The organism is Maribellus comscasis (assembly GCF_009762775.1).
GTDB classification, from domain to species: Bacteria; Bacteroidota; Bacteroidia; order Bacteroidales; family Prolixibacteraceae; genus Draconibacterium; species Draconibacterium comscasis.
Genome location: NZ_CP046401.1, coordinates 3,097,227 through 3,124,150, shown reverse-complemented (window position 1 = coordinate 3,124,150; position 26,924 = coordinate 3,097,227). Strand labels below are relative to the sequence as shown.

Below are 26,924 nucleotides of genomic sequence, written 5' to 3'. Positions count from 1 at the left end.
AGTCTTTCAAAATCGTGTATATTTTAAACCAATTAATTTATTATGAAATATATTGCTGATTTACATATACACTCTCACTTTTCAAGGGCAACAAGCAAAACACTCACACCGGAATATCTGGACTATCATGCAGGATTAAAAGGAATTAAAGTTGTCGGTACGGGGGATTTCACGCATCCCGGATGGCTTGATGAGTTAAAAGAAAAAACCGAACCAGATGGAAATGGCCTTTTCAAACTTAAAAGCAATTATAAACTTGAATCTCCTCTTGGCAATAACGATACACATTTTTTGCTTACCGCCGAAATCAGCAACATATACAAACGTGGCGGAAAAGTAAGAAAAGTACATAATGTTGTTTTAGTCCCCGGTTTTGAAGAAGCAGAAAAAATAAATCAACGACTTATCGATATCGGAGGTAACCTTACATCCGACGGGCGTCCAATTCTCGGGCTCGACTCCCGCGATCTGCTTGAAATAGTTCTGGAATGCGGAGAGAACAACTATTTTATCCCGGCACATATTTGGACTCCATGGTTTTCGATGCTGGGTTCCAAATCAGGTTTTGATTCGCTTAAAGAATGTTTTGCCGATCTTTCTCCACACATTCATACCATTGAAACCGGACTTTCAACGGATCCTCCAATGAACTGGCTTTGCTCTTTTCTCGATAATGTTACATTGGTTTCCAATTCTGATGCCCATTCGCCCGACAGATTAGGGCGAAATGCCAATGTTTTCAATACGGAGCTTGATTATTTTTCGTTGGTGGAAGCGCTAAAAACCGGTGACCCGGAAAAGTACCACGGAACCATTGATATGTTTCCGCAAGAAGGCAAATATCATTACGACGGACACAGAAAATGCAATATCTGCTGGGATCCGGTTGAAACATTAAAACACAATGAAATCTGTCCGGCATGCAAAAAACCGGTAACCGTTGGAGTAATGAACCGCGTGATTCAACTTACCGACAGGGAAGATATTTCAGCACGTCCCAACAAATTGCCCTTTAAATCGATAATTCCACTTCCTGAAATTCTTTCAGAAATTGCCGGAGTGGGTGTAAAGTCAAAAAAAGTTGCGGAGGAATATTCGCAAATCATTCAAAAACTGGGGAAAGAACTCGACATTTTGCTGGAAATGCCAATTGAAGAAATCGAGAAAAAAACATCAAAAACATTGGGTGAGGCTATCCGGAGGATGCGCAATCGCGAAATTATCATCCGGGAAGGTTATGACGGAGAATATGGTGTTATTAAAGTCTTCAAAAACGGTGAGGCTAAAAACTTCGAAGCTACAAATGCACTTTTTCACATAGAAAAACCTGCGCCTCCTGAAAAAAGAGCGTTGATAAATTTTGATTTAAAAGGAATTCAAAACCTCATTCATAAAAAAGCAGAGTTAGAAAATCTGGCTGCAGAAAAAGAGCAAAAATATAAAACTCAAAAAGCACAACAGTCAACTTTCGACAATTTAAACACGGAGCAATTCGCTGCGGTTCAGCACATTGAAGGCCCCTCTTTAATTATTGCCGGCCCCGGAACCGGCAAAACAAAAACCTTAACCGGCAAAATTGCATGGCTGATTGGAAATCATCATACAAAACCAGAGGAGATACTGGCTATTACGTTTACAAACAAAGCCGCCGGTGAATTAAAAGAACGCCTTGAAGCAATTTTAAAAAGTAAAACTCAGTCGGGTGAAGTTACAGTTTCAACATTTCATGCTTTTGGGCTTGCTATTTTGAAAGATTTTAATGTGGAGTTCAACCGTAATGCAAATTTTATTCTTGTTGATGAAAACCTGAAAAGAGAAATTATAAAGTCAATTTCCAAAGAAAAAGGAAGTGAAGCAAAAAAACTCTCGGCAGAGATTTCCAAAATCAAAAAAGGAAGCCTGCCGGAAAATCCGTTTTTTAAAAAGTATGAAAACGAATTACAAAAACTAAATGCTTTTGATCTTGACGATTTGATTGAAAAACCGGTTCAGCTTCTTTCTGAAAACAAAGAAATAACAAAAAAACTAAGAGATAAATATCAGTTTATTTTTGTTGATGAATACCAGGATACCAACGATACGCAATACAAATTGCTTCGTTTGCTGGCCCCCGACTCCAACTCAAATTTATGTGTTGTGGGTGATGCTAACCAATCGATCTACGGATTCCGCGGTGCAAATTCGGGTTATATCTCAAAATTTTCGGAAGACTATCCGAAAGCCAAAATCTTTCGTCTCACCAAATCATACCGCTGTTCTCAAACCATTCTAACAGCTTCGTCAAATGTAATCGAACAATCCGGCCTTTTGGAAGGACTAAATGAAGGCGTACAAATTTCGATTTCGGAACAACCTTCCGGCGCTGCCGAAGCCGAATTTATAGCCCGTCAGATTGTTGATTTGGTCGGTGGTGTAAGTTTCTTTTCCATTGACAGTTCAGTAGCACAAGGCGATAAAAACGACACCATTGGCAGTTTGTCTGATTTGGCAGTTTTATGCCGCACGCGCAATCAGTTTGAAGCCATCACAAAAGCGCTGCGCGATCATCATGTACCCTACCAGGAAGCAGGAACCATACCCTATTTTCAACAGGAACCGTTTCAAAGTTTTACAGATATTACCGGTGCATTTTTGCTTGATTCGTTTGAACAGGCAGCCCTTGTTTTTAAATTGAAAAAGAAAAATATTTCCCAACTTCAGTTTGAATTGGTAAAAACGCAGTTAAAAAAACCGGATGTAAATTCCTTTCTCGACTTTGTTAAAAAAGAATATTTTGACAAAGAAGAAATTCACCCCAACGAGTGGAAACGTTTTATCAACCTCGCAACGGAGAAAAAATCTGTTTCTGAATTTTTACAATTTCTAAAACTGGGATTGGGAACCGATGCACACAACAAAAGCCTGGAAGCCGTTTCGGTAATGACATTACATGCATCAAAAGGACTGGAATTTGAATGTGTTTTTATTCCCGGTTGCGAAAAAGGACTACTTCCCTATACGTTATATAAAGATGAAGTGGATGAAGATGAAGAAAAACGACTGCTATACGTGGGGATGACCAGAGCAAAAAAATTACTTTACCTCACCAATGCAAAAACGAGAACCATCCGCGGAAGAAAATTTAATCTTCCGAAAAGCCCTTTTTTAAATTCAATCCAACAGGAATTGCTTATGCAAATAAAAAACAGACCTCCCCAAAAAGAAAAAGAACAGGATAACCAACTCAGTTTATTTTGATTTTAATGGAATGTTAAAACTTCATCTTAAAAATCCTGTGAAAAACCTTTTGTGAATTTACGAACAATGAAAATTATCTGATATTTGTATTTTGGAAATTGAAATTTTAAGCAATTTATCATGTTACTGGCAATAGATGTAGGAAATACAAACATTGTTTTTGGAGTGAACGAAAATAATGAATGGAAAAATCATTGGCGCATTCAAACCGACCACTTAAAAACCGCCGATGAATACGAAGTTATTTTCCGATCGTTATTAAACGGTGGAAAAATTTGTAATACCAACATTACACAAATTATTCTGAGCAGTGTTGTACCATCGCTTGTACATCCGTTTTCAGAAATGCTAAAAAGTCTGTACCCCGAATCAAAACAAACGGTAGTAAATCCTGATATATACAAGAAGTTGCCCGTGAAGGTGCTGAATCCTTATGAAATAGGGGCGGATTTGGTAGCCAATTCCGTTGCTGCGTTTCAGAAATACGGCAAATTAACTACTGTTATTGATTTTGGTACAGCACTTACTTTTACCACAATCGGGAAAGACTCGGAAATCAGGGGGGTCGCTATTGCTCCGGGATTAAATACAGCGGTAAGTGCGCTTGCGGGAAAAACAGCCCAGTTACCACAAATTCATCTTACTCCTCCGCCTTCGGTTTTGGGCGAAAACACCATTCATGCAATACAGTCAGGTATTGTTTTTGGATACACCGGTCTTGTTGATTCTATTATTGAAAGAACTGAAGAAGAACTAAACGAAAAACTGCATGTGGTTGCTACCGGCGGTTTGAGTTCTGTTGTTGCGCCACTCACAAAAAAAATAAAGACCATAGAGCCGCTTTTAACACTCGATGGTCTTTACCATATAAATTCATTTGTTAGTGAAAATTAATTTCCGGCAAACAAAACGTTGCCGTCTTTTTAGCGCTCACTATAATTGGTTCAGTTCATATCAATAATTTCGAGCAGTTCATCCAAATTGGGTGTAAGAATAATTTCTGTTCGACGGTTCATCTGGCGGCCTTCTGCTGTTTTATCAGGCGAAAGCGGTAAATATTCACTTCTCCCTGCTGCTATTATTCTTTTTGGATCGATTTGTTTATTCTGAGTCAGAATTTTTGTAACGGCAGTTGCACGCATTACACTTAAATCCCAGTTGTCTTTCACTGCTCCGGAACCATGCATCGGAACATCGTCTGTGTGTCCTTCTACCATTATATTAATGTCGGGATTTTGTGCCAAAACATTACTCAGTTCTTTTAAAGCCTGCTGCCCTTTGGGATCAACATCCCACTGTCCTGTTTTAAAAAGCAATTTTTCTTCCAGCGAAACATACACTTTTCCATTTTTTTCATGAACTGTCAACCCGTTGTTGTTAAAGCCAACCAGAGCATCCATAACCTTTTTCTTTAAATCCTGAACAGCCTGTTCCTGTTGAGCAAGTATATTCTGCAACTCTATAAGCTTAGCATTTCGTTCTTCCAGTTCTTTTTCCGCCGCCCGCAATTTGTCTTCCCGACTATTCAAATCACCCCGGGCTTCCTGTAATTCAGCTAAAAGCTTTTCAATCTCAGCAGAACTTCCCGAATTTAGAGCCTCCATTTGCTTTTGAAGATCATCTACGTCTTTTTGTAAAGCGCTGTTACTTTGTTTCTGAACATTTAAATCATAAAGCGCTTCCTCCAGCTGACTCCGCAATTCTTTATTCTGCGAATTCAATTGTTCTACCCGACTCTTTAATTCAGCATTGGCAGCCTCCAAATCCATTTTGTTACGTTTTAGCTGCTCATTCTCTGTTGTAAGCCTGTCTTTGGTTTCATTAAACTCTTTTAAGGAGACACATGAAGAGATAAAAATAATCAGACTGCCGAGTAACAATATCTTTTTTCCTGTTTTCATAGTTTTGTCATTTTATTTTTTTGATAAAATTACTTCTTTTACAATGTAGAACAAATAAGATTTAAATCTCTTTTGAACAAACTGTTGTTTAGGATTTGTTATATCTTTGACGATATTTTTTCGCAAATATGGATGAAATAAAGGGGAGAATACTTGAAAAAATAAATAACCCGGAAGAACTCAAAAAAGTGAAACTTGAGGAACTTCCGGTAGTTTGTGATGATTTAAGAAATTTTATTATTGATGTTGTTTCGACAAACCCCGGGCATTTTGGGGCCAGCCTTGGAGTTGTTGAACTTACCGTAGCCTTGCATTATGTTTATAACACCCCGCATGATCTTTTGGTTTGGGATGTTGGACACCAGGCTTACGGGCATAAAATTCTGACTGGTCGCCGGCAAACTTTTATCACCAATAGAAAATACAAAGGATTAAGTGGATTTCCGAAAAGAACAGAAAGTGAATATGACGTTTTTGGCGTTGGTCATGCATCAACTTCTATTTCGGCTGCATTGGGAATGGCGGTAGCTTCAAAGATAAAAGGAGAAAAGGATAGAAAGATTGTTGCCGTAATTGGCGACGGAGCCATGACAGGAGGGATGGCTTTCGAAGCCCTGAACAACGCAGGAGCAGGAAAATCCGATATTCTTGTTATTCTGAATGATAACAATATGGCAATCGACCCTAGTGTAGGTGGATTCAGCCAGTATTTGTTAAACATTTCAAAGTCGCATTCATACAACCGATTTAAAAAAGATGTTTGGGAAGGATTGGGTAAACTTGATGGCTTTGGACAAAAAACCCGCCGGTTTCTTCAAAAAAACCAACATGCCCTGAAAAACATAATCTTAAAAGAAAACAATCTTTTCGAGGCATTTGATTTCAGGTATTTTGGCCCGGTTGACGGACACGATATTGTTTATCTCACAAAAGTTTTAAAAGATTTAAAAGACATTCCCGGACCCAAATTGTTACATGTTATCACAAAAAAAGGAAAAGGCTTTAAGCAAGCCGAGATCAACCAGACCAAGTTTCATGCTCCGGGGCTTTTTGATAAAGTTACAGGCGAAATATACTCGTGCGACTGTCCGATTGATAAAGCACCTAAATTCCAAAATGTTTTTGGTGAAACATTAGTCGAACTGGCCGAAAAAAATAAAAAAATTGTGGGTATTACTCCGGCCATGCCAACCGGATGTTCAATGAACCTGATGATTGAAAAAATGCCTGATCGTGCATTTGATGTGGGAATTGCAGAGCAACATGCCGTTACTTTTTCGGCCGGATTGGCAACCCAGGGAATGGTTCCGTTTTGTAATATTTACTCCACTTTCATGCAACGTGCCTACGACCAAATCATTCACGACGTAGCCCTGCAAAAATTACATGTTGTTTTTTGCCTCGACCGCGGAGGTCTTGTTGGAGAAGACGGGCCAACCCACCACGGAGTTTTCGACATTTCATACATGCGTTTGGTCCCCAACATGATTATATCTGCTCCAATGGATGAAATTGATTTGCGTAACCTGATGTATACTGCCCAGCTTGATGATATCGCTCAGCCATTCTCAATTCGTTATCCGCGTGGTTGCGGAATAAAACCCGACTGGAAGAAACCATTCGAAAAAATAGAAATCGGCAAGGGTCGCGTATTATCCGAGGGTGAAGATATTGCCATTTTAACCATCGGAAAATCAGGAATTTTTGCACAGCGGGCAGTAGAAAGTCTTTCCGGGGAAGGAGTTTCAGCAGCACATTATGATATGCGTTTTGTAAAGCCACTCGATGAGGAAATATTGACGCAGGTATTCAAAAAATTTAAAACCATTATAACTGTTGAAGACGGGACAGTTAAAGGTGGTTTTGGAAGCGCTGTTTTGGAGTTTATGGCAGAAAACGGATTTTCAAACCAAATAAAAATTATGGGTATCCCCGACCGGTTTATTGAACACGGGACCCCGGAAGATTTATACAAAGAATGTGGTATTGATGCAAAAGGAATAAAAACTTCAGTCCTGGAGATCCTGAAAAAATCATAATTACAGAGTGGGCCCGTTCAGTAAAAAATCCTGTTTTATCTGATATAATATTTATATCTTTCATTCGTTTTCAACTATTGAAATAAAAACGCTTTGTATTGGATATTTATTTAAAAAGAAAACGCGGCAAAATTTTGCTGCTTGTTGTGGCAGTAATAATTGGCGTTGCCTCACTACTCTATACCAACTGGCTTTCAGGGAAAATGGCTCAGGAAGAGCGAAAAAAGGTTGAACTCTGGGCTGAAGCGACAAAACGATTTGTTGACAGCGGAAGTGCAACGGGGTCATCGTCCGATTTCCAAAAATTAAATTCTGCTTATTTAACATTTATAAATGAAATTCTGGAGCAAAATACAACCATTCCAATTATTATTGTAAATCCCGATGGTTCTTTTAATAACGATTTCAACATCAATTACAAAAAAGAAAGAAGGGAACAAGTTCTTACAAAAGAACTCAAAAAAATGAAAGACTATTCTCCCCCTATTCCAATAAAACTTTCAGAAGAGAATACACTTTTACTTTATTTTAGTGAGTCAAATATTTTGCGCAACCTTCGTTATTATCCGTTGGTTCAGCTTGTGGTAATTGTAATATTTATTTTGGTGTCCTACTTTGCTTTCAATGCCACACAAAAGGCAGAACAAAATCAGGTTTGGGTTGGCATGTCAAAAGAAACAGCCCACCAGTTGGGTACGCCCATTTCATCTTTAATGGCCTGGATTGAATTGTTGAAATTACAGAATGTTGACAAAACCCTGATTGGTGAGTTTGAAAAAGATACGCAGCGACTGGAAAAAATAACCGAACGGTTTTCCAAAATCGGTTCTAAACCGGAATTGCTACAGCAAAATCTGGTTGAAGTACTGAGCTCAACCGTTAGTTATCTTAAAACACGCTCTTCAGGCAAAGTTAAATTTGAAACTTCCTTTGGCGAAAACGATTTTATTCTCGCTCCTTTAAATGCAGCCCTGTTCTCGTGGGTGATTGAAAACCTTTGTAAAAATGCCATTGATGCAATGGATAACAACGGCAGAATTACCATTAATATAAAAGAAAAGGAAAACACAATAAACATCGATGTTTCGGATACCGGCAAAGGAATTCACAAATCGCAACACAAAACAGTTTTTAATCCCGGGTACTCAACAAAAAAACGGGGCTGGGGGCTTGGACTCTCGCTGGCAAAACGAATCATCGAAAACTACCACAGTGGCAAAATCTTTATAAAATCATCTGAAATTGGAAAAGGAACCACTTTCCGGATTGTGTTGAATAAGTGAAACTTGCCAAAACAAAGCTAATTTTTCATTCAATTTTAACTAGTCGGAAATAATTCTTTGAATTTTTCGGGTGTTTATAAAAAATTTATACTTTTGCAACACTTTTTTCGAGCCGTGAATTGGAAAACAAAATATAACATTGCTTTTAAAGGTCTTTCTGAAGGCGAGCATAAATTTGAATTCCAAGTTGACGGTAGGTTCTTTGAACACTTTGAAGGTAGCCTGGTTGATAACGGTGAGGCAGAAATAAAAGTAACTTTGGAGAAACGAAGTGCTTTTTTGAAACTTCACATTAAAATAAAAGGTTGGGTAGAACTCGTGTGCGATCGGTGTCTGGACAATTACCAGCAAAAGATAAAACACAAAACAGAAATTTTTGTGAAATTCGGGGAACAGGAGTTTGAAGACGGAGAAAATGTTATTTGGGTTTTACCCGAAGAACATCATATTAGCCTGGCACAAATTTTTTATGAATATATAATGTTAAGTATTCCTTTGCGGCATGTTCATCCAAAAAATGACGACGGAAAAAGAGAATGCAACAAAGAAATGCTAAAAAAACTGAAAGATTATATGAGTTTTCCGGCGGAGGAAGAAGAACAACAACAAATTGATCCGCGTTGGGAAGCATTACGTAAATTAGGAAATAATAATTAAAATTAAAATACGATGGCACATCCGAAGCATAAAACGTCGAAATCGAGAAGGGATAAAAGGCGTACGCATTACAAAGCTACGCTCCCGACGCTAGCAACTTGTTCAAACTGTGGAACCACAGTGAAATATCACACCGTTTGCCCGGAGTGTGGATACTACAGAGGCAAGCAGGTTATTGAAAAAGAAATTGCAATTTAAACCAGGTACAATACCTGGTTTTTTTATTTTTCGAACATAAGAATTAATTGTTCTGGATAAACTTAATTATTTGTTAACCTCTTTGTCTGTCACACCCCTGTTTCATTGCATAAACAGCATATTACTTCTATATTCACCCAGATTTTTTTGAAACAATTTTACAACAATGCGCAGAACAAAAATCAGGGCAGCAATTACAGGAGTTGGAGCTTTTTTACCCGATTATAAATTAACAAATGACGAAATAAGTACCATGGTTGACACATCCGACGAATGGATAATGCAACGCATCGGTATAAAAGAACGCCGTATTTTAAAAGAAGAAGGAAAAGCAACCAGCGATATGGGTGCGGCGGCAGTAATGGAATTGCTTGAAAAAACAAATACTTCTCCCGGCGAGGTGGATATGTTAATGTGCGCCACCATTACACCCGACATGCCATTTCCGGCTACTGCAAATATTATTGCACACAAAACCGGGATTCACAATGCCTGGAGTTTTGATTTAAACGCAGCCTGCTCGGGGTTCATTTTTGCACTGTCCACCGGTGTTCAGTTTATCGAATCGGGTCGGTATAAAAAAGTTATAATTGTTGGGGCCGACATGATGTCTTCCATTACAAACTACAAAGACCGCACAACTTGTCCATTGTTCGGAGATGCCGGTTCCGCAGTTTTGCTCGAGCCAACAATTGATGAAGTTGGTATTATTGATTATATCAATCGGGTTGACGGACTTGGGCGGCACCATCTTCACATGAAAGCAGGAGGTTCGTTACGCCCGGCTTCCTGTGAAACAGTAGAACGAGACGAGCACTTTGTGTACCAGGAAGGACAGGCCGTTTTCAAAGCAGCAGTTTCAAGCATGGCCGATGTAGCTGTTGAAATAATGAAAAAAAATAAACTAAAATCTGAAGATGTGGCATGGCTGGTTCCACACCAGGCGAACATGCGTATTATCGATGCCACAGCGCGCAGAATGGGTGTAAGTAAAGACAAGGTGATGATCAACATTCAAAAATACGGAAACACCACCGCTGCAACAATACCACTTTGTTTATACGATTATGAGAATCAACTAAAAAAAGGCGACAATATAATTCTTGCAGCCTTTGGTGCAGGATTTACCTGGGGAAGTGTGTTCCTGAAATGGGCCTATAGTCCTCCTGTAGAGAAATAACACAAAACTGACCTTCTTCCGGAAAAAAAGAAAATTACTTTTGGAGCCTTTACAAAATTTTGTAATTTCAAACGCCAAATTTTCCCCTTAAAGAAGTTGTAAAACCAGTACTTTAAAGAGAAATTATTAAATGATTCTAAAAATGGCTAAACAAACCACTAAAACCTACGGAGAAGTACCATCCCAAACAATAAATATTATTAGTGAAGGAACTGTAATTAAAGGCAATGTTTCAGCATCCGGAGATATACGCATTGACGGAACACTTGAAGGAAATGTTATAGCGAAGGGAAAGTTGGTTGTAGGCCCTCAGGGGAAGATAACAGGTGAAATAAATTGCACTAACCTTGAAGTTTCAGGATTTATAAAAGGCAAACTCAAAGTTCTTGATGTTTTAAGTATGAAATCGACAGCTAAAGTATACGGAGACATAGTTATCGGAAAACTTTCTGTTGAACCGGGATCAATTTATATAGGGAACTGTAATATGGGGGGAGAAAAACCTGCCTATGAACAACCAAAAACAAAATAAACCCAAAAAGAAGTTAGATAACTTTATTCGCTATTCCAGCCTGGGGTTCGAAATGATGGCCATCATCGGAATTTTTACATTCCTTGGCTATAAAATTGACCAATGGATAGAAAATGAATTTAAAGGATTTACATTGGGATTAATGGTATTTTCAGTTATAGTTGCAATTATTTACGGAACCAGAAACCTGCTAAAAAAATGAACACCAGTTTAAAACGATTTATTGTAAAAATACTCACCTTATCTGCGGCTATTGTACTAGTTGGCTGGCTGGCTTTTTCACTTTTTATTCCACAATACTATTTATCAGTTTTCCCGTATGCTTTGGTTTTCTTTTTAATTGTTGCCATAGCTGTGCACACCTATCAGTTAAAACTGGCAAAAAAGGATATAGGGAAATTTACACGAAGTACCATGTTGGTCACTTTTTTCAAATTGATCGTCTATTCGGTTTTTGCAGTTGTATATATTGCCAACGACCCGGAAAATGCGCTCGTTTTTGTAATTGCCCTGTTTTTCCTTTACCTTGTTTTTTCCTTTGTTGAAGTTTCAGAAATCACCCGGATTTCCAAAAGAAAAGATACCTAAATCAGATGTCTTTTTACCATAAGCTATTAAAAATCATTGACTCCTGTTGTCGTTTTCCTGATTTTTTCTGAAGGCTTGCACATAACTCACAATTTCATTTACAACTTTCAGTTTTTTTTCCAGAACATCCGGTCTTATAATCTCCGGAACTCCGTTATTTATCTTGCCTATTTCAGGATCTAAAAAGCTATAGGTATAAAATGTATTGATGAGTAATTCGTCCATTTTAAAAAGCTGGTCGTAAGTTATCACTGATTTTATCACCAACTCTTTGTTTTTTTCATTTTCAGGATACATATTAATAAAATACCAGAAAGCCGGTTTCAACTCCTCTTTTTGAATAAACTGAATCGCCGGTTCCCAGGAGTAAATTTCAGGATAGATGGTTTTTCTGTAGGCCTCATCGTCGAGCACCTTCAAAACCTCCTGGCTTACAATTAAGGAATCGCCTTTTAACTCCAGTCCTTTTTGATTAAGATCAATTAACCATTCTTTAATAACATTTGAAGCGATATCGTTTTTCTCCTCCTTATTGTTTTGCCCAAATAAAACATTGGTAGCAACAAAAGAAAGAAAAAAGAAAATATATTTTAACATATGTATTATTTTACAAATAAAAGCTGCCCAAAAGTTTACAATGAAAACTTTTGAGCAAGCTGATTTTACTGCTATTTCTCTATCACTATTTCTCCGGCAAGTATTTCAATTTTTGACTCCAGTGCCTGTAAACGATCTTCTGATTCTTTAAAACGCTGTTCGTACTGTTTAAATACATTCAAATAATCTCCGTTATGCACTCCAACAACCGTATTTACCATCTTGGGACCACTGGCAGTATTTGTTTCCCACGACCTTCCAACAGCCAGTTTAAAATCGTCAACCGTCATTTTTTTCGGATTGACAGCAACGCCATATCCGGGAAATTCTCCCTTTGCAACGATATAATCTCCGTTTTGTGCAGGCCCTATAATTTTAACCGGAATTTGCCCCATAAATGCTACATTATTTCCAAGATAACTTTTGCCTTGCCTTTAGGAAAAAATTCGTCGCTTGTATTTAGGTAAACATTTCTACCCACATACAAATCCTTATCGATCTTCGTGCTGTCACCGGAAACTGCCAGGTTGCCTCCCAAAACCAATCCGGAACCTTCAGGAGTCACCAGTTGACCATCGGCAGTAATACGTAAACGCTCAATATTATTGGTAACAAAAACAAGGTCGGCATCATCGGTTGTACCCAGTTTATCTTTCTCCGGGTCCGATTTCAAGTTTCCAAACAAAGACCAGTTTTGCGAAGAAACACCGGGTTCGGCGCTTTTTAAACTACTTCCCTGATCATAAATAATTTCGCTTGCCGTTTTTGAATGTAGAGCATAGGGAACTGACAGAAACTGCTCGGTTCCCATATCAATCCATAAAGAACTTTCACTCTTTTTCACCTTAACATTTAGAAAGTGAGGATATTCTCCCCAGAAAATTGTATCAAAATCATATCCGGCATCATTTTCCCCTGTGCCAATTATCAGAACAAACATGCCGTAATTGTTGGCGGTTACCTGGTGGTTTCCAATCCAAACAACTTCTCCCTGTATATAGTCTTTCAGAATTGTTATTTGAACATCTAAGAACACATTTTGATAAAGATTCCCACTATTATCCCGGGCTTCTGCCTGATATACAATCCCTTCAGGCGTTTGTGCAAAGGCATTAAAAATCATAATACCCAAAACAAATACGAGTATAAATTTTTTCATATTGGTAAAATTTAGGAAGTTTATAATTGATTTTTTATCGACTTTTCTGAACCTTAAAAACTTTCATAACCTTTTCATCTTCAGGCAACACAAAAATGAGATAAGTACCTGAAACGAGATATTCCAAATTGAGTTGAATTGTCTGTCCTTTCAGTACCGACCAGTTATTTTGAGAATAGACTTTTTTCCCATTTATATCCACTACCTTGATTTCAACTTTCATTTCTTTTGCAATCTGAAAATCAAGGCTCAATTCGCTGGTAAAGGGGTTCGGATAAGAAGTGACATCCCACCCAACTTTGTTTATTTCGGCAATTCTATTATCGCCGAATGTTAACGAATGAACTTCTCCCAAGCTCCATCGGGAAATATTCACGGCATTAAAATTTTGGCTTGTCCCACTTGTGGCCATCATTTTGGAACTTAAAACAATATCCTGACCATAGGTCACAAGAGAACACAGAAACATCAGAAAAAATACTTGAAATCTCATAATGTTGGTTTTTTTAAAATTTTAATTTTTTGCGTCCTTTCTCTTTTCCGCAAGGCAATTCGCAACCTCATCAGAAAGCTTTCTGGAAATATTAACTTATGATACAGCGTTGTATAACTGCTAATACCAAATTTATGAAACATCCAGGTATTTGGAAAAGAAACAGGTATGACAAAATCGAGAAAGTTAAATACTACATAAGTTCAGTATTATTCAAATAGTTGAAGAAATTTGACTCCTTGCGCAGACAACAATTGCAGTAATTTACACAAAAGTCTTAAAGAATGCCGTAATATCAATGCTGCCTTCCAATCCTAATTTTTTTCGCAAACGGTTTCTGTTTTTACTTACCGATGTTTCTGAAATGTTCATAAGATTTGCAATTTCACTCGTCTTCATATCCATTAGTAAAAATGCACAAAGTCGTTTCTCATTTTTTGTTAACGCCGGATATCTCTCATTTAAATGGACAAAAAAAGCAGGATAAACTTCATTAAAAGTTACCTGAAACTTCTCCCAGTTCAGATTTCTGTTCAGGGTGCCGTTTATAGCCTTTATAGCTTTCCCATTCGAATCGGGGTTCAGCAGCAATTTGATTGACTTTAGTGTTTCATTTATGGAAATTGTGGCAGAAATAGCCTCTGAAAGTTCCCTGTTTTTATAGTGCAATTCTCTTTCCTTCGCGTCGAGGCTTAGTTTAAGGCGTAAGTTTTCCTGTTCTGTTAACTTTTCTTTTTGAATACTGTTCTTTCGCTTTAAGTAAATAGTAAGCAATGTGATAACAAAAGTAAATACCACAATTATAAGAATAATAGACAAATACTTCTTTTGTTGAGCAATTATTTTCTGGTTAGCTTCAATTTCCTTAATCTGAAATTCCTTCGTTTGCAAATCATACTTGGCCGACATTTCGTTAATCTGAAACCTGATTCGGTCTTCGTAATAGGTTTTTTGCATACTCCGGGCTGTACCCATAGCCTCAAAAGCATTTTTATAGTCTTCCATCATTTGATATACATGTGCCTTATTCAAGTATAAGCGCATGTAAAGATTTTTATTTAAATCTTCTGAAAACAATTGAAATGCTTCTTCATTTACTTCAAGCGCTTTATCGTATTCATGAAGATCGATATATGTTCCACTCAGATTAATAGCTACATTTATAGCGTATTCATACATACGCAAATCAATAAAATTTGTATAAGCTTTTTGACAATAGTCCAATGATCTTTGTAAATCCCTTTTTGTCCGGTATGCATATGCAATCTCATTTTGAGATGTAGCAAGCAAATTAATATTTCCCGTTTGTTCTGCAAGTTTTATGCAACGTTCTGAATAATAAATGGCACTGTCTTTTCCATGCAATTGCCTGTCTTCGGATTCATTGTACAAAGCAGCTATCCGGTTATAAGCAAAGGCTAAATCATCATCAGCCAATTTGTATTTTTTCAGAATGAATTTAATCAGATCAATCCCTTTTTTATACTCTTTTTTCTGGCGATATGCTTCAGCAAGATTGATATTAGCTTTAATTATAGTTTCATCATATCTACTGCTATCTATGAGATGTATTAAAAGCGGAATTGCAGCATCGGGTTGTGATTTTCTAATGTAATTTTTTGCCATATTGATAATGCTGTCACCAGGTGAGTTTTCTGCCGGTAACACATTTGCCCATTGAATAAAAACTAAAATGGAAATAAAGATTTTTAGCACATCTACATTTTATTACACCCAGCAAATTTAATAAAATGGGCACAAACAATAACTATCATACTCAGTTTTACATAACACAAATGATTGTAAAATTATCCGCAAAACCTTCAGCTTTTATGACTATTTAATTGAAACAATATGTAGCGTCATCAAAAAAAACACCTAAAACATTTTCTTTAACATATCTTTTTAAATCTAGTTTTTCGACATTGTTAATTCTTGTTGGAAAAAATTAAATTTTCATAGACGGTAAAAAAATTCTTTTAAATTTGTGGACACTTGACAAACTGGATAAAACTATGCTGAAAACCGCGAAGATATTTGGGATATTTCTTGCCTTGTCAGTGATTTCTTCTGTGCCGGCTTTAGCGCAACATGCAGAAGAACATACAGCACATGCGGAAGAATCACATGGTGATGGCTCTCACGAAGAAGAATCGTTTAACGCCGGGGAATTTGTGATTGAGCACGTTTCCGATGCACACGACTGGCATATCGTTTCGTTTGGCGATACGCATATAAGCATTCCGCTGCCAATAATTGTTTACAGCAAAAAACCGGAATGGCACGATGGCAAAAGTTTTCATGTTTTTATGTCATCCAAATTTCATCACGGCCATGCGGATTATAAAGGATTTCGTCTTTCACAAACCGAAGAAAATAAAGGAAAAATTGTAGAGCTTGACGAACAAGGGCAGGAAGCAGGTAAACCTACTGATATTTCAATTACCAAAACAGTTGCCGGAATATTGGTTTCGGTTGTTATTTTGATTTGGGTTTTGCTTGCCGTTGCTTCATCAGCAAAGAAAAACAAAGGGAAAGCTCCTTCAGGATTACAAAATGCTTTGGAGCCAATTATTGTTTTTATTCGTGATGAAGTTGCAAAGCCCGCTATTGGTGAAAAGAAATACGAAAAATTTATGCCATTTCTTCTCACTGTTTTCTTTTTTATTCTGATCAACAATTTTATGGGTTTGATACCTATTCCGCCATTTGGTGCAAATGTAACAGGTAATATTGCTGTAACGATGGTTTTGGCATTATTCACTTTTGCAATTACTACCATTAGCGGAAACAAACATTACTGGAAAGAAATTTATAACCCGGATGTACCATGGTGGTTAAAATTTCCTTTGCCATTAATGCCGATTGTTGAACTATCGGGAGTAATTACAAAACCGTTTGTTTTGATGGTACGACTTTTTGCCAACATGATGGCCGGTCATATGATTGTTACGGTTTTTGTGAGTCTGATTTTTATTTTCGCCAGTTTATTTAATGCTGGTGTTGGATTGGCTGCAAGCCCGATATCAGTTGCATTTTCAGTGTTCATTTTAATGCTGGATGTACTGGTTTCGTTTATACAAGCTTATGTTTTTACACTGTTGTCGGCACTCTATTTTGGAATGGCGACAGCAGATCATCATTAATAATTATAAAAATTAAATGCTATGTTATCAGCAATTTTAACTGTATTGCTACAAGCGGCCGCCGGTGCAACCATCGGTAAAATGGGTGCTGCTTTGGGAGCTGGGTTAGCTGCAATTGGTGCAGGTATGGGTATCGGTAAAATCGGTGCCAGTGCTATGGAAGCTATCGCCCGCCAGCCCGAAGCCAGTGGCGACATTCGCTCTAACATGATCGTTTCTGCAGCGTTGATTGAAGGTGTTGCCTTCTTTGCTGTGATCATTTGTGCACTCGTTATTTTCGTTTAGCAAAAAAAATGGGCAGCCATCCCCGGGATTGCCGGGGATGCAGTTGCCGCAACTTTAAAAAATTAAAATTATGGGCTTAGTTACACCAAATCCCGGCACAATATTTTGGATGATTATTATTTTCGGAATTGTGCTTTTTATTCTCCGGAAATTCGCCTGGAAACCAATTCTGAATGCGTTAAAAGACAGGGAAGAATCAATTGCCAATGCATTAAACTCTGCCGACCTCGCTCGTAAAGAGGTGGAAGGTTTAAAAGCAGATAATGAAAAAATTATTGCTGAAGCCCGCAGGGAAAAAGATGTAATCCTGAAAGAAGCAAAAGAAATAAAGGAAAAAATTATTGCTGAAGCAAAAGAAAAAGCCGGTGCCGAAACACAAAAAAGTATCGAACAGGCACGCCAGCAAATTCAAAGTGAAAAAACAGCTGCCATTAACGATATTAAAAAACAAGTAGCCGAATTGTCGGTAATTATTGCGGAAAAAGTGATAAAAAAAGAATTGGGCAATAAGGGCGAACAGGAAAAAATGGTAGATGGTTTAATCGATGAAATTAAGCTGAATTAATCCTATGGACCAAAGTGCAATTACAGTAAGATACGCCAAAGCTTTTTTTGAACTGGCAAAAGAAAAAAACCTCCTCGAACCGTTAAAAGCAGATATTGAGTTGGTTGCTTCCGTCGGAGCAGATTCTGCCGATTTTATTCTTTTGCTGGAAAGCCCAATCGTAAAAACATCAAAAAAAATAGAATTGATTACAGCAATCTTTCAAGGGAGTGTAAATGAACTTACACTAAACTTTCTTAACCTGATTGCAAAAAACAAAAGAGAAGTGCACATTCCGGGAATTTGCAGAAATTTCCTTGCACTCACCCGGAAAGATCAAAATATAAAATCTGCAATACTAACAACAGCGTCGGAAATAAGTACTGATACAGTCGAAAAAGTTGAAAAGCTGATGGAAAAAGAACTAGCGGCAAAAATAGAGCTTTCAACGCAGGTCAATCCCGACATTATTGGCGGAATGATTTTGCGACTGGATGACAAACAATATGATGCCAGTATTGCCACGCAGCTTAAAAAAGTGAAGCAGACATTATTGGAAACTGAATTAAAAAATTAACCGAAAGCGTAAAAAAAATATAAAATGGCAAATATTAAACCTGCTGAAGTATCCAAGATTCTGAAACAACAATTGGAAGGCTTCAAATCGGAAGCGGAACTTGAAGAAGTTGGAACCGTTTTGGAGGTTGGTGATGGAATTGCACGTATTTACGGGCTTTCAAACGTAGAAGCGAACGAAATGATTGAGTTCGACAGCGGAATGAAAGGCATTGTTTTAAACCTAGAAGAAGACAATGTAGGTGCGGTTTTGTTGGGTTCTTCCGAAGAAATTAAAGAAGGTGATACTGTTAAAAGATTGCAGAGAATCGCTTCAATCATGGTTGGAGAAAATCTTCTTGGACGTGTTATCAACACAATTGGAGATCCGATAGACGGAAAAGGTGCCATCCAGGGTGAATTATTTGAAATGCCGCTGGAAAGAAAAGCGCCTGGAGTTGTATTTCGTCAGCCGGTAAAACAACCGCTTCAGACAGGATTAAAAGCCATAGATGCCATGATACCAATTGGCCGGGGCCAGCGTGAGTTGATTATTGGCGATCGCCAGACAGGAAAAACAGCTGTTGCCATTGATACAATTATCAACCAGCGCGAAAGTTTTGAAAAAGGGAACCCGGTTTACTGTATTTATGTGGCTATCGGACAAAAAGGTTCAACGGTTGCCAATATTGCATCGACGCTTGAGAAACATGGTGCCATGGACTATACAGTAATCGTTTCAGCAACTGCATCCGACCCGGCGGCTCTTCAGTTTTATGCCCCGTATGCGGGTGCAGCCATTGGTGAATATTTTAGGGATACCGGACGCGATGCTTTAATTATCTACGACGATCTTTCAAAACAGGCCGTTTCCTATCGTGAAGTTTCGTTGTTGCTCCGTCGTCCTCCGGGTCGTGAAGCCTATCCGGGTGACGTGTTCTACTTACACTCCCGTTTGCTGGAACGTGCCGCGAAAGTTATCGAAAGCGATGAGATTGTAAAAGATATGAACGACCTTCCTGATTGTTTAAAAGACAAAGTAAAAGGAGGAGGCTCGTTAACTGCACTTCCAATTATTGAGACACAGGCAGGAGACGTTTCTGCATATATTCCAACGAACGTAATTTCAATTACCGACGGGCAGATTTTTCTTGAATCAAACCTGTTTAACTCGGGTATCCGTCCTGCAATTAACGTAGGTATTTCGGTTTCGCGTGTGGGTGGTAGTGCGCAGATTAAAGCAATGAAAAAAATCGCCGGAACATTGAAGCTCGACCAGGCTCAATTCCGCGAGCTGGAAGCTTTCTCAAAATTTGGTTCCGACCTTGACGCAGCTACCATGCGCGTTCTCGACAAAGGACGCAAAAACGTAGAAATACTAAAACAAGGTCAGTATACTCCGATGAAAATCGAACAGCAGGTGGCAATAATTTATTGCGGAACAAAAGAGTTGCTGAGAAATGTACCGGTTGAGAAAGTAAAAGAATTTGAAACTGACTTCCTCGAAATGATGGAAATGCAATACAGAGCAACTTTAGATGAATTAAAAGAAGGGAAGTTAACAGCCGAGGGTGAGGAAACCATCCGCAAAGTGGCGGCTGAAGTTGCAGAAAAGTTTAAAAAGTAATTAAGTAACGGAGTGAAAGGGTTATTGAGAAAATGAGGATGTAAAACCTCAGTTGCTCAATAACTCAAGAACACATTCACAAATAAATTATGGCTGGTTTAAAAGAAATACGAACAAGAATTGCATCGGTAAAAACTACCCGGCAGGTAACGAGCGCAATGAAAATGGTTTCGGCGGCAAAATTAAAAAAGGCCCAGGATGCTATTTTACAAATTCGTCCGTATGCCGAAAAACTGCATCAGATTTTAACTTCATTAAGCGCCAGCCTCGAAAATGTTGAAGACTCGGTTTATACACAGGGGCGTAATCCCGAAAAAGTATTGGTGATTCTCGTTTCATCCAACCGTGGTTTATGCGGCGGTTTTAATACCAACATTGCTAAAAAGGCCATTGAACTGGTAAAGACTAAATACAGCCGGCAACTTCAGCTCGGTAAGGTTGAGTTTATCTGTTTAGGGAAACAGGGAGAACGCCAGTTAAAACACCGTGGAATGAAAGTATCGGGAAATAAAAATGAAATTTTTGATGAACTGACTTTCGATAATGTAAACGAAATTGCTTCCGAAATAATGAAAGCATTTGCGGATGGAAGCTACGACCGCATTGAACTGGTTTATAACCAATTTAGAAATGCAGCTGTTCAGGTTCAGACCAGCGAACAGTTTTTGCCGGTTGAAATTGAAGAGGACGATGAAGCACAAAATACCAACTTCGACTTTATTTACGAGCCTTCAAAAGAGTACATCATCCGGGAACTGATTCCGCGTTCATTAAAAATACAGTTTTACAAAGCACTTCTCGATTCAAACGCTGCAGAGCACGGCGCCCGTATGACAGCCATGCATCAGGCAACTGATAACGCAACAGCACTTCTCGGCGACCTTACTTTACAGTACAACAAAGCGCGTCAGGCAACTATTACAAACGAAATTTTGGAAATTGTGAGTGGTGCCGAGGCATTAAAAGGATAAAAAGACAAACACCAGATATACAAGGACTATTTCTTTTTGAAATGGTCCTTTTCTTTTTATAAACTACTTTTTACGTCCAACAATTACCACATTGGTTGCAGGTTGAAAGCCAAACTCCAACGCCTTCTCCCTGAATTCTTCAATTTGTGACTGCATTTCTTCAAATTCAGGTCGCTCGCTGATTGTTTCAAGCTTTTGTTTCATCTTTTCCGTCATTTTGTCAAGTGCGCCTTTCTCTTCAATCAAATTAACCTCTCTTTTGTGTTCAAAGAAAAACTGGATTGAAATTCCTGCCTGCCGGATAATCTGAAGAATTTCCTCCTTTCTGAAGGTTTCACGATGACTAACACCGGTCAACCTGTCAATGCGACTGCGAAAGTGATGATACATTTTTTGGACTTCCTGTGCCGGATTTAAATTATCGCTAAACAATTCATTTATAATAATCCACCCCTGTGGCTTTACTACACGTTTTATCTCCTTTAATCCTCTTTTTACCTTTGGCAGGTGGTGTAAGGCCATTGAAAGGCTGACTACATCAAAGTAATCATTTTCAAAATAAAGCTCTTCTGCCCCCATTTTTTGAAATACGATATCGGGAAAACACTCTTTTGCTTCTTTTAGTGAATTTTCATCAGGATCAACACCAAAAAATTCTGCCTCAGAAAATGACTTCTTCAAAACCTCAATAAACTTTCCGGTACCTGTACCAATGTCCAGGACTTTCTCTACCTTTTTGTCGTAAAAAAAATTTCGTAAGGCCTCCATAAAATTTCTTTTAAATTAAAAGTAAAAATGCCGACAGAGCTGTCACAATAATTACTGCCGTGCGGTAAATATCTTCAGATAATCTTTTTACCAGCTTAATACCAAGGAATGCGCCAAGTGCAATTCCCGGCAACATCAAAATATCGAGGGTTAAGGTATGCCAGTCTATCGTCTTCCACACAAAAATATGCAAAGGAAATTTTGAAAAATTGATAATTAGAAAAAACCATGCGCCAGTGCCAATAAAACTATTTTTGGGAAGATGCATAGCCAGCAGATAAATGGCAAAAATAGGACCTGCCACGTTCCCAATCATAGTTGCAAAACCGCCCAAAACTCCCATTGTTGCAGCAAACCACCAGGTGTCAGGGAATAGATTATTGCCTTTTTGTCTGTCTTTCCAAATCATCAAACCGATACAGACAAAAACCAAAATCGCAATAATATTCTTAAACCATTCATCATTTACCACTTTCCCAACCCATAGGGCAATTCCTACCCCGATAAATGCCCAGGGCAACAGTTTCCAGAGATATTTCCATTCGGCATGCCTGTGGTAATAACCAACTCCAAACAAGTCAGCCATCATAAGCATGGGTAATAATATTCCTGTTGATGCCTTTCCGCCAAAAATAATTGCCAGCGTTGGAACAACAAGCATCGAAACACCCGGAACACCAACTTTAGACATCCCTACAAGTACTGCGCAAAAAGCCAGTAAAAACCATTGGATTATTGTAAAGTCCAGTTGTTCTATCATAAAAAAAAGTTTGGAGTCCAAAAATATGGAAAATAATATAAAATAGCCGGCTTTTATACCGGCTATTCATGCTAACAGAAAACAAAAAACAAGTTCGCCGACTGACGAACAAAAGCCAAGTTTGTAAACTTGCCTGGTTCTATATCAGCCTTAGATATCTAGATATTTAAATAAATGCAAAACTAATGCCACATTATTTGCAACAGTTAAGGAATGTTAAAAAAGGAGCCTGCAATTAGGGATTTTTAATTTTTCCTAAAATATCTTATTCTCCAGTTCAAGAAGTTCATTCTCATCTATTTCACCAAACCATTCAGCAAGTTTATTTCGGGCGTTTTGCTTTACTTCAGGTGTTATATTGGCAGAAATCTGAGAAAGGGCAAAAATAAGAACCCCCAGATCATCAGAATAACCGATGATAGGCGTTAAATCAAAAATTCCGTCGGTTGGCAAAATAAAATACCCCAGCGCAGCAGCAATAGTAAGTTTTGTTTTCACCCCCACACTTTTGTCTTTCATTACATAAAAAAGCAACAAAACACCATATACAACCTTGGAACCGGCTGATTTTGAAAACTTCTTTATTTTTTCCCAGAGCGACTTTTCAGAATAATATTTAGAATACTCGTTTTCCATTATTTTAGGCTTGCATTTGTAAAGTCTGGTTGATAACTCCCATACATATCAACGATCTTATCAAGAATTTCGTTTACTTCCGTATTGGTTTCTGCAGTGAGTAATTTTATTTTCAGTTCGCGGAAACCAGGCAAGCCCGGAAAATATTTTGCAAAATGACGACGCATCATCAAAATCCCGGAGCGCTCGTTGTCTTTCCACTCCAGGTTCATTTTCAACTGCCCGCGCAGAACATCAACTACTTCAGCAACAGTTGGAGGCGCCAGGTTCTCTCCTGTTCTAAGATAGTGTTTTATTTCTTTAAACAACCAGGGTCTTCCGATAGCTCCGCGGCCAATCATCAAGGCATCAACATCGGTCTGTTCAAGAAATGTCCGGGCTTTTTCTCCGCTGTTGATATCTCCGTTTCCTATAATCGGAATAGCGATTTGCGGATGATTTTTTACTTCACCAATCAAAGTCCAGTCTGCGGTTCCGGTGTAAAGTTGTTCCCGGGTCCTGCCGTGAATTGCCAGAGCCTGAATCCCCGCATCCTGTAAACGAAGTGCCGCTTCAAGTACTGGTTTATCACTTTCGCTCCATCCTAATCGTGTTTTTGCAGTAACCGGAACCTGAACAGCTTTTACAATTTCTGTGGACATTTTCTGCATTTTGGGCAAATCTTGCAACAGTGCCGCACCGGCTCCGTGGCGAATTATCTTTTTCATCGGGCACCCAAAGTTGATATCAATAAAATCAGGATTGAATTCCTCAGCCACCTGAGCAGCACGAACCATTGAATCGATATTGTGTCCGTATATTTGTACTGCAACCGGTCGGTCAAAATCAAACAACTCCATCTTTAATTTTGATTTTTCAACATTACGCACCAAAGCCTCTGAAGATACAAACTCGGTATACATCACATCAACGCCAAACTTCTTGCACATCCAACGAAATGATTTATAGGTTACATCTTCCATTGGAGCCAAAAAAAGCGGCACTCCGTCAATTTCCAAATTTCCTATTTTCAATTGCTCTCCCATAGCTGCAACAAAGGTAATGAACTCGTTAAATCCTATCCCTTTTCCCTGGTTGAATTAAATAACAAGTTCATTGAAAAAAAATTCAGATAACTAAAAAAACAGGTGTTCGAAAAGAATCTTTGTTCCGATTAAAGCTAAAATTATTCCTCCCAAAACAATCGATTGGTGACTCCGTTTTGCAGGAATATTTTTCCCAAAAAGCATTCCCAACATAGAAGCAATAAAGGTAACACTTCCGATTACGATCACAGGGAAAAGAATAGGCATATCCAAAAATCCAAAACTTAAACCAACCACCAGGGCATCAATGCTTGTTGCGACCGAAAGCCCGATTAAAACGCGTATTCGGAAAGGATCAAAATTTTGAAGTCTCCCGTTGGGTTTGAGGCCTTCAATAATCATCTTTATTCCAATAAAGATAAGCAGCCCAAAAGCTATCCAATGGTCAAAACTGGATATCAGATTTTTTACTCCGGTTCCGATTAACCAGCCAATAACAGGAAAAGTACCCTGAAAAAAAGCAAGTGAAAATGCTACCAGGCAAGCTTGCTGAAAACGAATTTCTCTTTTCATCAGACCACAGGAAACCGAAACAGCAAATGAGTCAAAACTTAGTCCTATTCCTATAAGTAAAAAGGTGATGAGTTGTTCTATTGTCATACCAAAAACAAAGGTGCAAAAATAAGATTTTCAAAGCGACTAGCTAAATACATCCTGGCGTTTTGTAAAAAAATCACCTCTTTTGTTATAATTTAGGAAGGAAATCGTCCATATAATCAGATGACTGCTGAAGAGTTTAAAAATAAGGTAATACCATATTCGCGAAAACTATATCCGATGTTAAAACGGATATTGAAGGACGAGGAAGAAACGCAGGATGCTTTGCAGGACTTAATGGTAAAGCTGTGGAGTAAAAAAAACGAGTTGATAAAATGCTCAAATTTAAACAGCTACATTATAACCGTAGCAAAAAACTACAGCTTCGATTTGTTGAAAAAAAAGCGCCCGTCGACCTTTGGAGAGAACGAAGAATATAAAATATTAAATATTGAATCGACAGAAACGCAAGCTGATACAAAGGAAAAATACGAACAGGTGCGCAAAATAATTGATGATTTACCTGAAAAATACAAGACAGTGATCCAAATGCGTGATATTGATGGATTTAGTTTTGAGGAAATTCAGGAATTTACGGGATATGAGATACCCAATATCAGGGTAATACTGTCAAGAGCCCGGTTAAAAGTAAAACAGGAAGTAGAAAAAATTTACGATTATGAAAACGGAAGAGAAAGACAAATTGCTCGACAAATATTATAACGGCGAAACGACAATCGAGGAAGAGCGTTGGTTAAAAACCGAAATTCTTCTGGAAGAAAATCAAACATCAGAGCAGGATATTTTTGGATTTTTCAATTCAGAAAGCTCTGTTCCTGAAGATTTGGAAAAAGTAATTTTTGACAAAATAGAGCAAACTGCGCAACCCAACAAAATTGTTAAAATGCGTTGGTTTAGGCTTGCATCAGTTGCAGCAACCATAGTCATTCTGTTAACCGCCTATTTGGGCTACCGCGAAATTAGAAACACAAAATTAGAAAACGAATTTTTGGTAATGGAGCAGGCTCTGTATCAGGTTTCGCAGAACATACAGCCAAAAGAACAGGAAGACATGCTGATACTTTGGGTAGGAGAAGATGCAATAATAATAAACTAAAAACAATCGTCATGAAAAAAATTATGATTTATTTATTTATGGTGGTACTAGCGCTACCTGCGCTGGCCCAAAGAGATAATAACTTCTTTGCACAACTGACAAATGAATATTCAGATCAGGAAGGTTTTAGCGCCAGTCTGATAACCAAAGACATGTTTGATCTTTATCTGAAAAAGAAAAGTATTGACAGTGAGTCGTCGGCATTTGAAGCGATTAAAAACCTGGATAAAATTGTGGTGGTTTCACAAAGTAACCTAAACCAGAGTTTCACCCTATTTGCCGAAGCAGACGATAAACCAGAAAAGGAAGACAAAAATTCCCTGTCGGAAGGCTTGTATCAAACCATTTTGAACCACTACAAAGATGGAGATTATACTTTACTGAAGACTGAAAAAAGGATGGGAGAAGAGGTGAAAGTCTATCTAAGAAAAAATCAGGATAAAATTGAATCACTGGCTGTTTTAACCCAATCCAATGCAAATACCAGTTTGATAGAACTTCAGGGAAATATCAATTTAACTGCGGTTGCCGACTTAAACAAAGCACTCAATTTACGCGGCCTTGAAAACCTCTACAAAATAAATAACAACAGCGGAGCAGCAGTTTATTTCGGCCAAACTTCCAATGTATACTTTCCGCAGGAAAGATTAGAACAAATGGTCGCCCGACAAAAAGAATTAATTGAAAAACAACAGTTTTTCTCCGATGAACAACGTGCAAAAATTGAAGAACAGGCGCGTGTTCAGGCACAAAGACAAATGGAAATGGCAGAAAAATACCGGGAAATGGCAGAGAGATATCAGCGACAACCCGTATTTCTGAATTATCCCGGCGACAGTACAGAATACTTTCTAAACGGCAAAAAGGTTGACGCCAAAGAAATAAAACAACTGGATAAAACAGATATCGTAACCATTGATGTTAAAGCAAACAAAGACGAGGATATTACAACCGTAAAGATTAGAACGAAATAAAATAGAACAACAGTGTAAAATAGAAATGGGCACCGGAAATCCGGTACCCATTTTT

The 26,924-nt window shown here is 38.1% G+C and carries 30 protein-coding genes; 19 read left to right on the top strand and 11 right to left on the bottom strand.

Features of this window, described 5'->3' with window-relative positions; genetic code table 11:
* Nucleotides 1–42 precede the first annotated feature (42 nt).
* Together GM418_RS12440 and GM418_RS12435 are read left to right on the top strand one after the other, a co-directional pair.
* Nucleotides 43–3,237 carry a UvrD-helicase domain-containing protein gene (locus GM418_RS12440; protein WP_158866628.1) on the top strand — a complete coding sequence of 1,065 codons (3,195 nt, stop codon included), beginning with the start codon at nt 43–45 and terminating at the stop codon, nt 3,235–3,237.
* A 120-nt stretch (nt 3,238–3,357) separates the two neighbouring features.
* Nucleotides 3,358–4,131, top strand: a complete 774-nt coding sequence (locus tag GM418_RS12435) for a type III pantothenate kinase (protein ID WP_158866626.1) — start codon at nt 3,358–3,360, stop codon at nt 4,129–4,131.
* A gap of 50 nt (nt 4,132–4,181) precedes the next feature.
* Here GM418_RS12435 and GM418_RS12430 read toward each other — a convergent pair whose 3' ends face one another.
* Entirely contained in the window at nt 4,182–5,138 is a 957-nt protein-coding gene (locus GM418_RS12430) for an OmpA family protein (protein WP_158866623.1), read from the bottom strand.
* 128 nt (nt 5,139–5,266) lie between these two features.
* Here GM418_RS12430 and dxs point away from each other — a divergent pair, with 128 nt between their 5' ends.
* The 8 genes from dxs (at nt 5,267) to GM418_RS12390 (ending at nt 11,615) form a co-directional block, all read left to right on the top strand.
* Complete coding sequence (dxs, locus tag GM418_RS12425; RefSeq protein WP_158866620.1) at nt 5,267–7,177, top strand: 1-deoxy-D-xylulose-5-phosphate synthase; 1,911 nt, start codon at nt 5,267–5,269, stop codon at nt 7,175–7,177.
* 146 nt (nt 7,178–7,323) lie between these two features.
* Complete coding sequence (locus tag GM418_RS12420) at nt 7,324–8,460, top strand: sensor histidine kinase (RefSeq protein ID WP_246222835.1); 1,137 nt, start codon at nt 7,324–7,326, stop codon at nt 8,458–8,460.
* Nucleotides 8,461–8,574: 114 nt separating this feature from the next.
* Nucleotides 8,575–9,117 carry a YceD family protein gene (locus tag GM418_RS12415; protein ID WP_158866617.1) on the top strand — a complete coding sequence of 181 codons (543 nt, stop codon included), beginning with the start codon at nt 8,575–8,577 and terminating at the stop codon, nt 9,115–9,117.
* A gap of 12 nt (nt 9,118–9,129) precedes the next feature.
* Nucleotides 9,130–9,315: a 50S ribosomal protein L32 gene (gene rpmF / locus GM418_RS12410; protein ID WP_158866614.1), complete on the top strand. Its 186-nt coding sequence runs from the start codon at nt 9,130–9,132 to the stop codon at nt 9,313–9,315.
* Nucleotides 9,316–9,481: 166 nt separating this feature from the next.
* On the top strand, nt 9,482–10,495 hold the full coding sequence (locus GM418_RS12405) for a beta-ketoacyl-ACP synthase III (RefSeq protein ID WP_158866611.1): 1,014 nt from the start codon (nt 9,482–9,484) through the stop codon (nt 10,493–10,495).
* Between the two features lie 142 nt (nt 10,496–10,637).
* Nucleotides 10,638–11,027 carry a bactofilin family protein gene (locus tag GM418_RS12400; protein WP_217447782.1) on the top strand — a complete coding sequence of 130 codons (390 nt, stop codon included), beginning with the start codon at nt 10,638–10,640 and terminating at the stop codon, nt 11,025–11,027.
* The gene (locus tag GM418_RS12395) at nt 11,005–11,229 is read left to right on the top strand and encodes an AtpZ/AtpI family protein (protein WP_158866605.1); all 225 of its coding nucleotides are present in this window, start codon (nt 11,005–11,007) and stop codon (nt 11,227–11,229) included. The genes GM418_RS12400 and GM418_RS12395 overlap by 23 nt, the downstream gene beginning before the upstream one ends.
* Nucleotides 11,226–11,615, top strand: coding sequence for a hypothetical protein (locus GM418_RS12390; protein WP_158866603.1), 390 nt, complete (start codon nt 11,226–11,228; stop codon nt 11,613–11,615). Before GM418_RS12395 ends, GM418_RS12390 begins: the two co-directional genes overlap by 4 nt.
* Before the next feature lie 33 nt (nt 11,616–11,648).
* On the opposite strand, the gene GM418_RS12385 is transcribed toward GM418_RS12390, so the two are convergent.
* The 5 genes from GM418_RS12385 to GM418_RS12365 form a co-directional block, all read right to left on the bottom strand.
* Complete coding sequence (locus GM418_RS12385; protein ID WP_158866600.1) at nt 11,649–12,212, bottom strand: hypothetical protein; 564 nt, start codon at nt 12,210–12,212, stop codon at nt 11,649–11,651.
* Between the two features lie 71 nt (nt 12,213–12,283).
* Entirely contained in the window at nt 12,284–12,607 is a 324-nt protein-coding gene (locus GM418_RS12380; protein ID WP_158866598.1) for a hypothetical protein, read from the bottom strand.
* A gap of 5 nt (nt 12,608–12,612) precedes the next feature.
* Complete coding sequence (locus GM418_RS12375) at nt 12,613–13,371, bottom strand: hypothetical protein (protein WP_158866595.1); 759 nt, start codon at nt 13,369–13,371, stop codon at nt 12,613–12,615.
* 34 nt (nt 13,372–13,405) lie between these two features.
* Entirely contained in the window at nt 13,406–13,864 is a 459-nt protein-coding gene (locus GM418_RS12370; protein WP_158866593.1) for a T9SS type A sorting domain-containing protein, read from the bottom strand.
* A 264-nt stretch (nt 13,865–14,128) separates the two neighbouring features.
* Nucleotides 14,129–15,580, bottom strand: a complete 1,452-nt coding sequence (locus tag GM418_RS12365; protein ID WP_158866591.1) for a tetratricopeptide repeat protein — start codon at nt 15,578–15,580, stop codon at nt 14,129–14,131.
* Between the two features lie 299 nt (nt 15,581–15,879).
* Between GM418_RS12365 and atpB the strand changes: the two genes are divergently transcribed.
* The 6 genes from atpB to atpG all read left to right on the top strand — a co-directional run bounded on the left by atpB (nt 15,880) and on the right by atpG (nt 20,992).
* Entirely contained in the window at nt 15,880–17,010 is a 1,131-nt protein-coding gene (atpB, locus tag GM418_RS12360) for a F0F1 ATP synthase subunit A (protein WP_158866589.1), read from the top strand.
* Between the two features lie 21 nt (nt 17,011–17,031).
* Nucleotides 17,032–17,295: an ATP synthase F0 subunit C gene (atpE, locus tag GM418_RS12355; RefSeq protein ID WP_158866587.1), complete on the top strand. Its 264-nt coding sequence runs from the start codon at nt 17,032–17,034 to the stop codon at nt 17,293–17,295.
* A gap of 70 nt (nt 17,296–17,365) precedes the next feature.
* Nucleotides 17,366–17,860 (top strand): F0F1 ATP synthase subunit B, encoded by a 495-nt coding sequence (locus GM418_RS12350; RefSeq protein WP_158866585.1) that lies wholly within the window; start codon nt 17,366–17,368, stop codon nt 17,858–17,860.
* A 4-nt stretch (nt 17,861–17,864) separates the two neighbouring features.
* Entirely contained in the window at nt 17,865–18,416 is a 552-nt protein-coding gene (gene atpH / locus GM418_RS12345) for an ATP synthase F1 subunit delta (protein WP_158866582.1), read from the top strand.
* 24 nt (nt 18,417–18,440) lie between these two features.
* The gene (gene atpA / locus GM418_RS12340) at nt 18,441–20,021 is read left to right on the top strand and encodes a F0F1 ATP synthase subunit alpha (RefSeq protein ID WP_158866579.1); all 1,581 of its coding nucleotides are present in this window, start codon (nt 18,441–18,443) and stop codon (nt 20,019–20,021) included.
* An 89-nt stretch (nt 20,022–20,110) separates the two neighbouring features.
* The gene (gene atpG / locus GM418_RS12335; RefSeq protein WP_158866576.1) at nt 20,111–20,992 is read left to right on the top strand and encodes an ATP synthase F1 subunit gamma; all 882 of its coding nucleotides are present in this window, start codon (nt 20,111–20,113) and stop codon (nt 20,990–20,992) included.
* Nucleotides 20,993–21,055: 63 nt separating this feature from the next.
* Here the strand turns inward: atpG and GM418_RS12330 are convergent, their stop codons facing one another.
* The 5 genes from GM418_RS12330 to GM418_RS12310 form a co-directional block, all read right to left on the bottom strand.
* Entirely contained in the window at nt 21,056–21,760 is a 705-nt protein-coding gene (locus GM418_RS12330) for a class I SAM-dependent methyltransferase (RefSeq protein WP_158866573.1), read from the bottom strand.
* Nucleotides 21,761–21,770: 10 nt separating this feature from the next.
* Nucleotides 21,771–22,520, bottom strand: a complete 750-nt coding sequence (locus GM418_RS12325) for a sulfite exporter TauE/SafE family protein (RefSeq protein WP_158866571.1) — start codon at nt 22,518–22,520, stop codon at nt 21,771–21,773.
* 255 nt (nt 22,521–22,775) lie between these two features.
* Nucleotides 22,776–23,156, bottom strand: coding sequence for a YkvA family protein (locus GM418_RS12320; RefSeq protein WP_158866568.1), 381 nt, complete (start codon nt 23,154–23,156; stop codon nt 22,776–22,778).
* The gene (gene dusB, locus GM418_RS12315) at nt 23,156–24,181 is read right to left on the bottom strand and encodes a tRNA dihydrouridine synthase DusB (protein ID WP_158866566.1); all 1,026 of its coding nucleotides are present in this window, start codon (nt 24,179–24,181) and stop codon (nt 23,156–23,158) included. Before dusB ends, GM418_RS12320 begins: the two co-directional genes overlap by 1 nt.
* Nucleotides 24,182–24,271: 90 nt before the next feature.
* On the bottom strand, nt 24,272–24,841 hold the full coding sequence (locus GM418_RS12310) for a manganese efflux pump MntP (RefSeq protein WP_158866563.1): 570 nt from the start codon (nt 24,839–24,841) through the stop codon (nt 24,272–24,274).
* A gap of 120 nt (nt 24,842–24,961) precedes the next feature.
* Between GM418_RS12310 and GM418_RS12305 the strand changes: the two genes are divergently transcribed.
* From GM418_RS12305 to GM418_RS12295, 3 genes are read left to right on the top strand one after another with little or no spacing between them, the layout of a single operon-like run.
* Nucleotides 24,962–25,501: an RNA polymerase sigma factor gene (locus GM418_RS12305; protein WP_281350292.1), complete on the top strand. Its 540-nt coding sequence runs from the start codon at nt 24,962–24,964 to the stop codon at nt 25,499–25,501.
* The gene (locus GM418_RS12300; protein ID WP_158866557.1) at nt 25,458–25,895 is read left to right on the top strand and encodes a hypothetical protein; all 438 of its coding nucleotides are present in this window, start codon (nt 25,458–25,460) and stop codon (nt 25,893–25,895) included. The genes GM418_RS12305 and GM418_RS12300 overlap by 44 nt, the downstream gene beginning before the upstream one ends.
* Nucleotides 25,896–25,906: 11 nt before the next feature.
* Nucleotides 25,907–26,869 carry a DUF4252 domain-containing protein gene (locus tag GM418_RS12295; RefSeq protein WP_158866554.1) on the top strand — a complete coding sequence of 321 codons (963 nt, stop codon included), beginning with the start codon at nt 25,907–25,909 and terminating at the stop codon, nt 26,867–26,869.
* Nucleotides 26,870–26,924 lie beyond the last annotated feature (55 nt).

Excerpts from the sequence above, each read along its gene's own strand:
- GM418_RS12440 (WP_158866628.1), top strand. The coding sequence starts at position 43 with ATGAAATATATTGCTGATTTACATATACACTCTCACTTTTCAAGGGCA.
- GM418_RS12435 (WP_158866626.1), top strand. The coding sequence starts at position 3,358 with ATGTTACTGGCAATAGATGTAGGAAATACAAACATTGTTTTTGGAGTG.
- GM418_RS12430 (WP_158866623.1), bottom strand. The coding sequence starts at position 5,138 with ATGAAAACAGGAAAAAAGATATTGTTACTCGGCAGTCTGATTATTTTT.
- dxs (WP_158866620.1), top strand. The coding sequence starts at position 5,267 with ATGGATGAAATAAAGGGGAGAATACTTGAAAAAATAAATAACCCGGAA.
- rpmF (WP_158866614.1), top strand. The coding sequence starts at position 9,130 with ATGGCACATCCGAAGCATAAAACGTCGAAATCGAGAAGGGATAAAAGG.
- GM418_RS12405 (WP_158866611.1), top strand. The coding sequence starts at position 9,482 with ATGCGCAGAACAAAAATCAGGGCAGCAATTACAGGAGTTGGAGCTTTT.
- GM418_RS12400 (WP_217447782.1), top strand. The coding sequence starts at position 10,638 with ATGGCTAAACAAACCACTAAAACCTACGGAGAAGTACCATCCCAAACA.
- GM418_RS12395 (WP_158866605.1), top strand. The coding sequence starts at position 11,005 with ATGAACAACCAAAAACAAAATAAACCCAAAAAGAAGTTAGATAACTTT.
- GM418_RS12390 (WP_158866603.1), top strand. The coding sequence starts at position 11,226 with ATGAACACCAGTTTAAAACGATTTATTGTAAAAATACTCACCTTATCT.
- GM418_RS12385 (WP_158866600.1), bottom strand. The coding sequence starts at position 12,212 with ATGTTAAAATATATTTTCTTTTTTCTTTCTTTTGTTGCTACCAATGTT.
- GM418_RS12380 (WP_158866598.1), bottom strand. The coding sequence starts at position 12,607 with ATGGGGCAAATTCCGGTTAAAATTATAGGGCCTGCACAAAACGGAGAT.
- GM418_RS12375 (WP_158866595.1), bottom strand. The coding sequence starts at position 13,371 with ATGAAAAAATTTATACTCGTATTTGTTTTGGGTATTATGATTTTTAAT.
- GM418_RS12370 (WP_158866593.1), bottom strand. The coding sequence starts at position 13,864 with ATGAGATTTCAAGTATTTTTTCTGATGTTTCTGTGTTCTCTTGTGACC.
- atpB (WP_158866589.1), top strand. The coding sequence starts at position 15,880 with ATGCTGAAAACCGCGAAGATATTTGGGATATTTCTTGCCTTGTCAGTG.
- atpE (WP_158866587.1), top strand. The coding sequence starts at position 17,032 with ATGTTATCAGCAATTTTAACTGTATTGCTACAAGCGGCCGCCGGTGCA.
- GM418_RS12350 (WP_158866585.1), top strand. The coding sequence starts at position 17,366 with ATGGGCTTAGTTACACCAAATCCCGGCACAATATTTTGGATGATTATT.
- atpH (WP_158866582.1), top strand. The coding sequence starts at position 17,865 with ATGGACCAAAGTGCAATTACAGTAAGATACGCCAAAGCTTTTTTTGAA.
- atpA (WP_158866579.1), top strand. The coding sequence starts at position 18,441 with ATGGCAAATATTAAACCTGCTGAAGTATCCAAGATTCTGAAACAACAA.
- atpG (WP_158866576.1), top strand. The coding sequence starts at position 20,111 with ATGGCTGGTTTAAAAGAAATACGAACAAGAATTGCATCGGTAAAAACT.
- GM418_RS12330 (WP_158866573.1), bottom strand. The coding sequence starts at position 21,760 with ATGGAGGCCTTACGAAATTTTTTTTACGACAAAAAGGTAGAGAAAGTC.
- GM418_RS12325 (WP_158866571.1), bottom strand. The coding sequence starts at position 22,520 with ATGATAGAACAACTGGACTTTACAATAATCCAATGGTTTTTACTGGCT.
- GM418_RS12320 (WP_158866568.1), bottom strand. The coding sequence starts at position 23,156 with ATGGAAAACGAGTATTCTAAATATTATTCTGAAAAGTCGCTCTGGGAA.
- dusB (WP_158866566.1), bottom strand. The coding sequence starts at position 24,181 with ATGGGAGAGCAATTGAAAATAGGAAATTTGGAAATTGACGGAGTGCCG.
- GM418_RS12310 (WP_158866563.1), bottom strand. The coding sequence starts at position 24,841 with ATGACAATAGAACAACTCATCACCTTTTTACTTATAGGAATAGGACTA.
- GM418_RS12305 (WP_281350292.1), top strand. The coding sequence starts at position 24,962 with ATGACTGCTGAAGAGTTTAAAAATAAGGTAATACCATATTCGCGAAAA.
- GM418_RS12300 (WP_158866557.1), top strand. The coding sequence starts at position 25,458 with ATGAAAACGGAAGAGAAAGACAAATTGCTCGACAAATATTATAACGGC.
- GM418_RS12295 (WP_158866554.1), top strand. The coding sequence starts at position 25,907 with ATGAAAAAAATTATGATTTATTTATTTATGGTGGTACTAGCGCTACCT.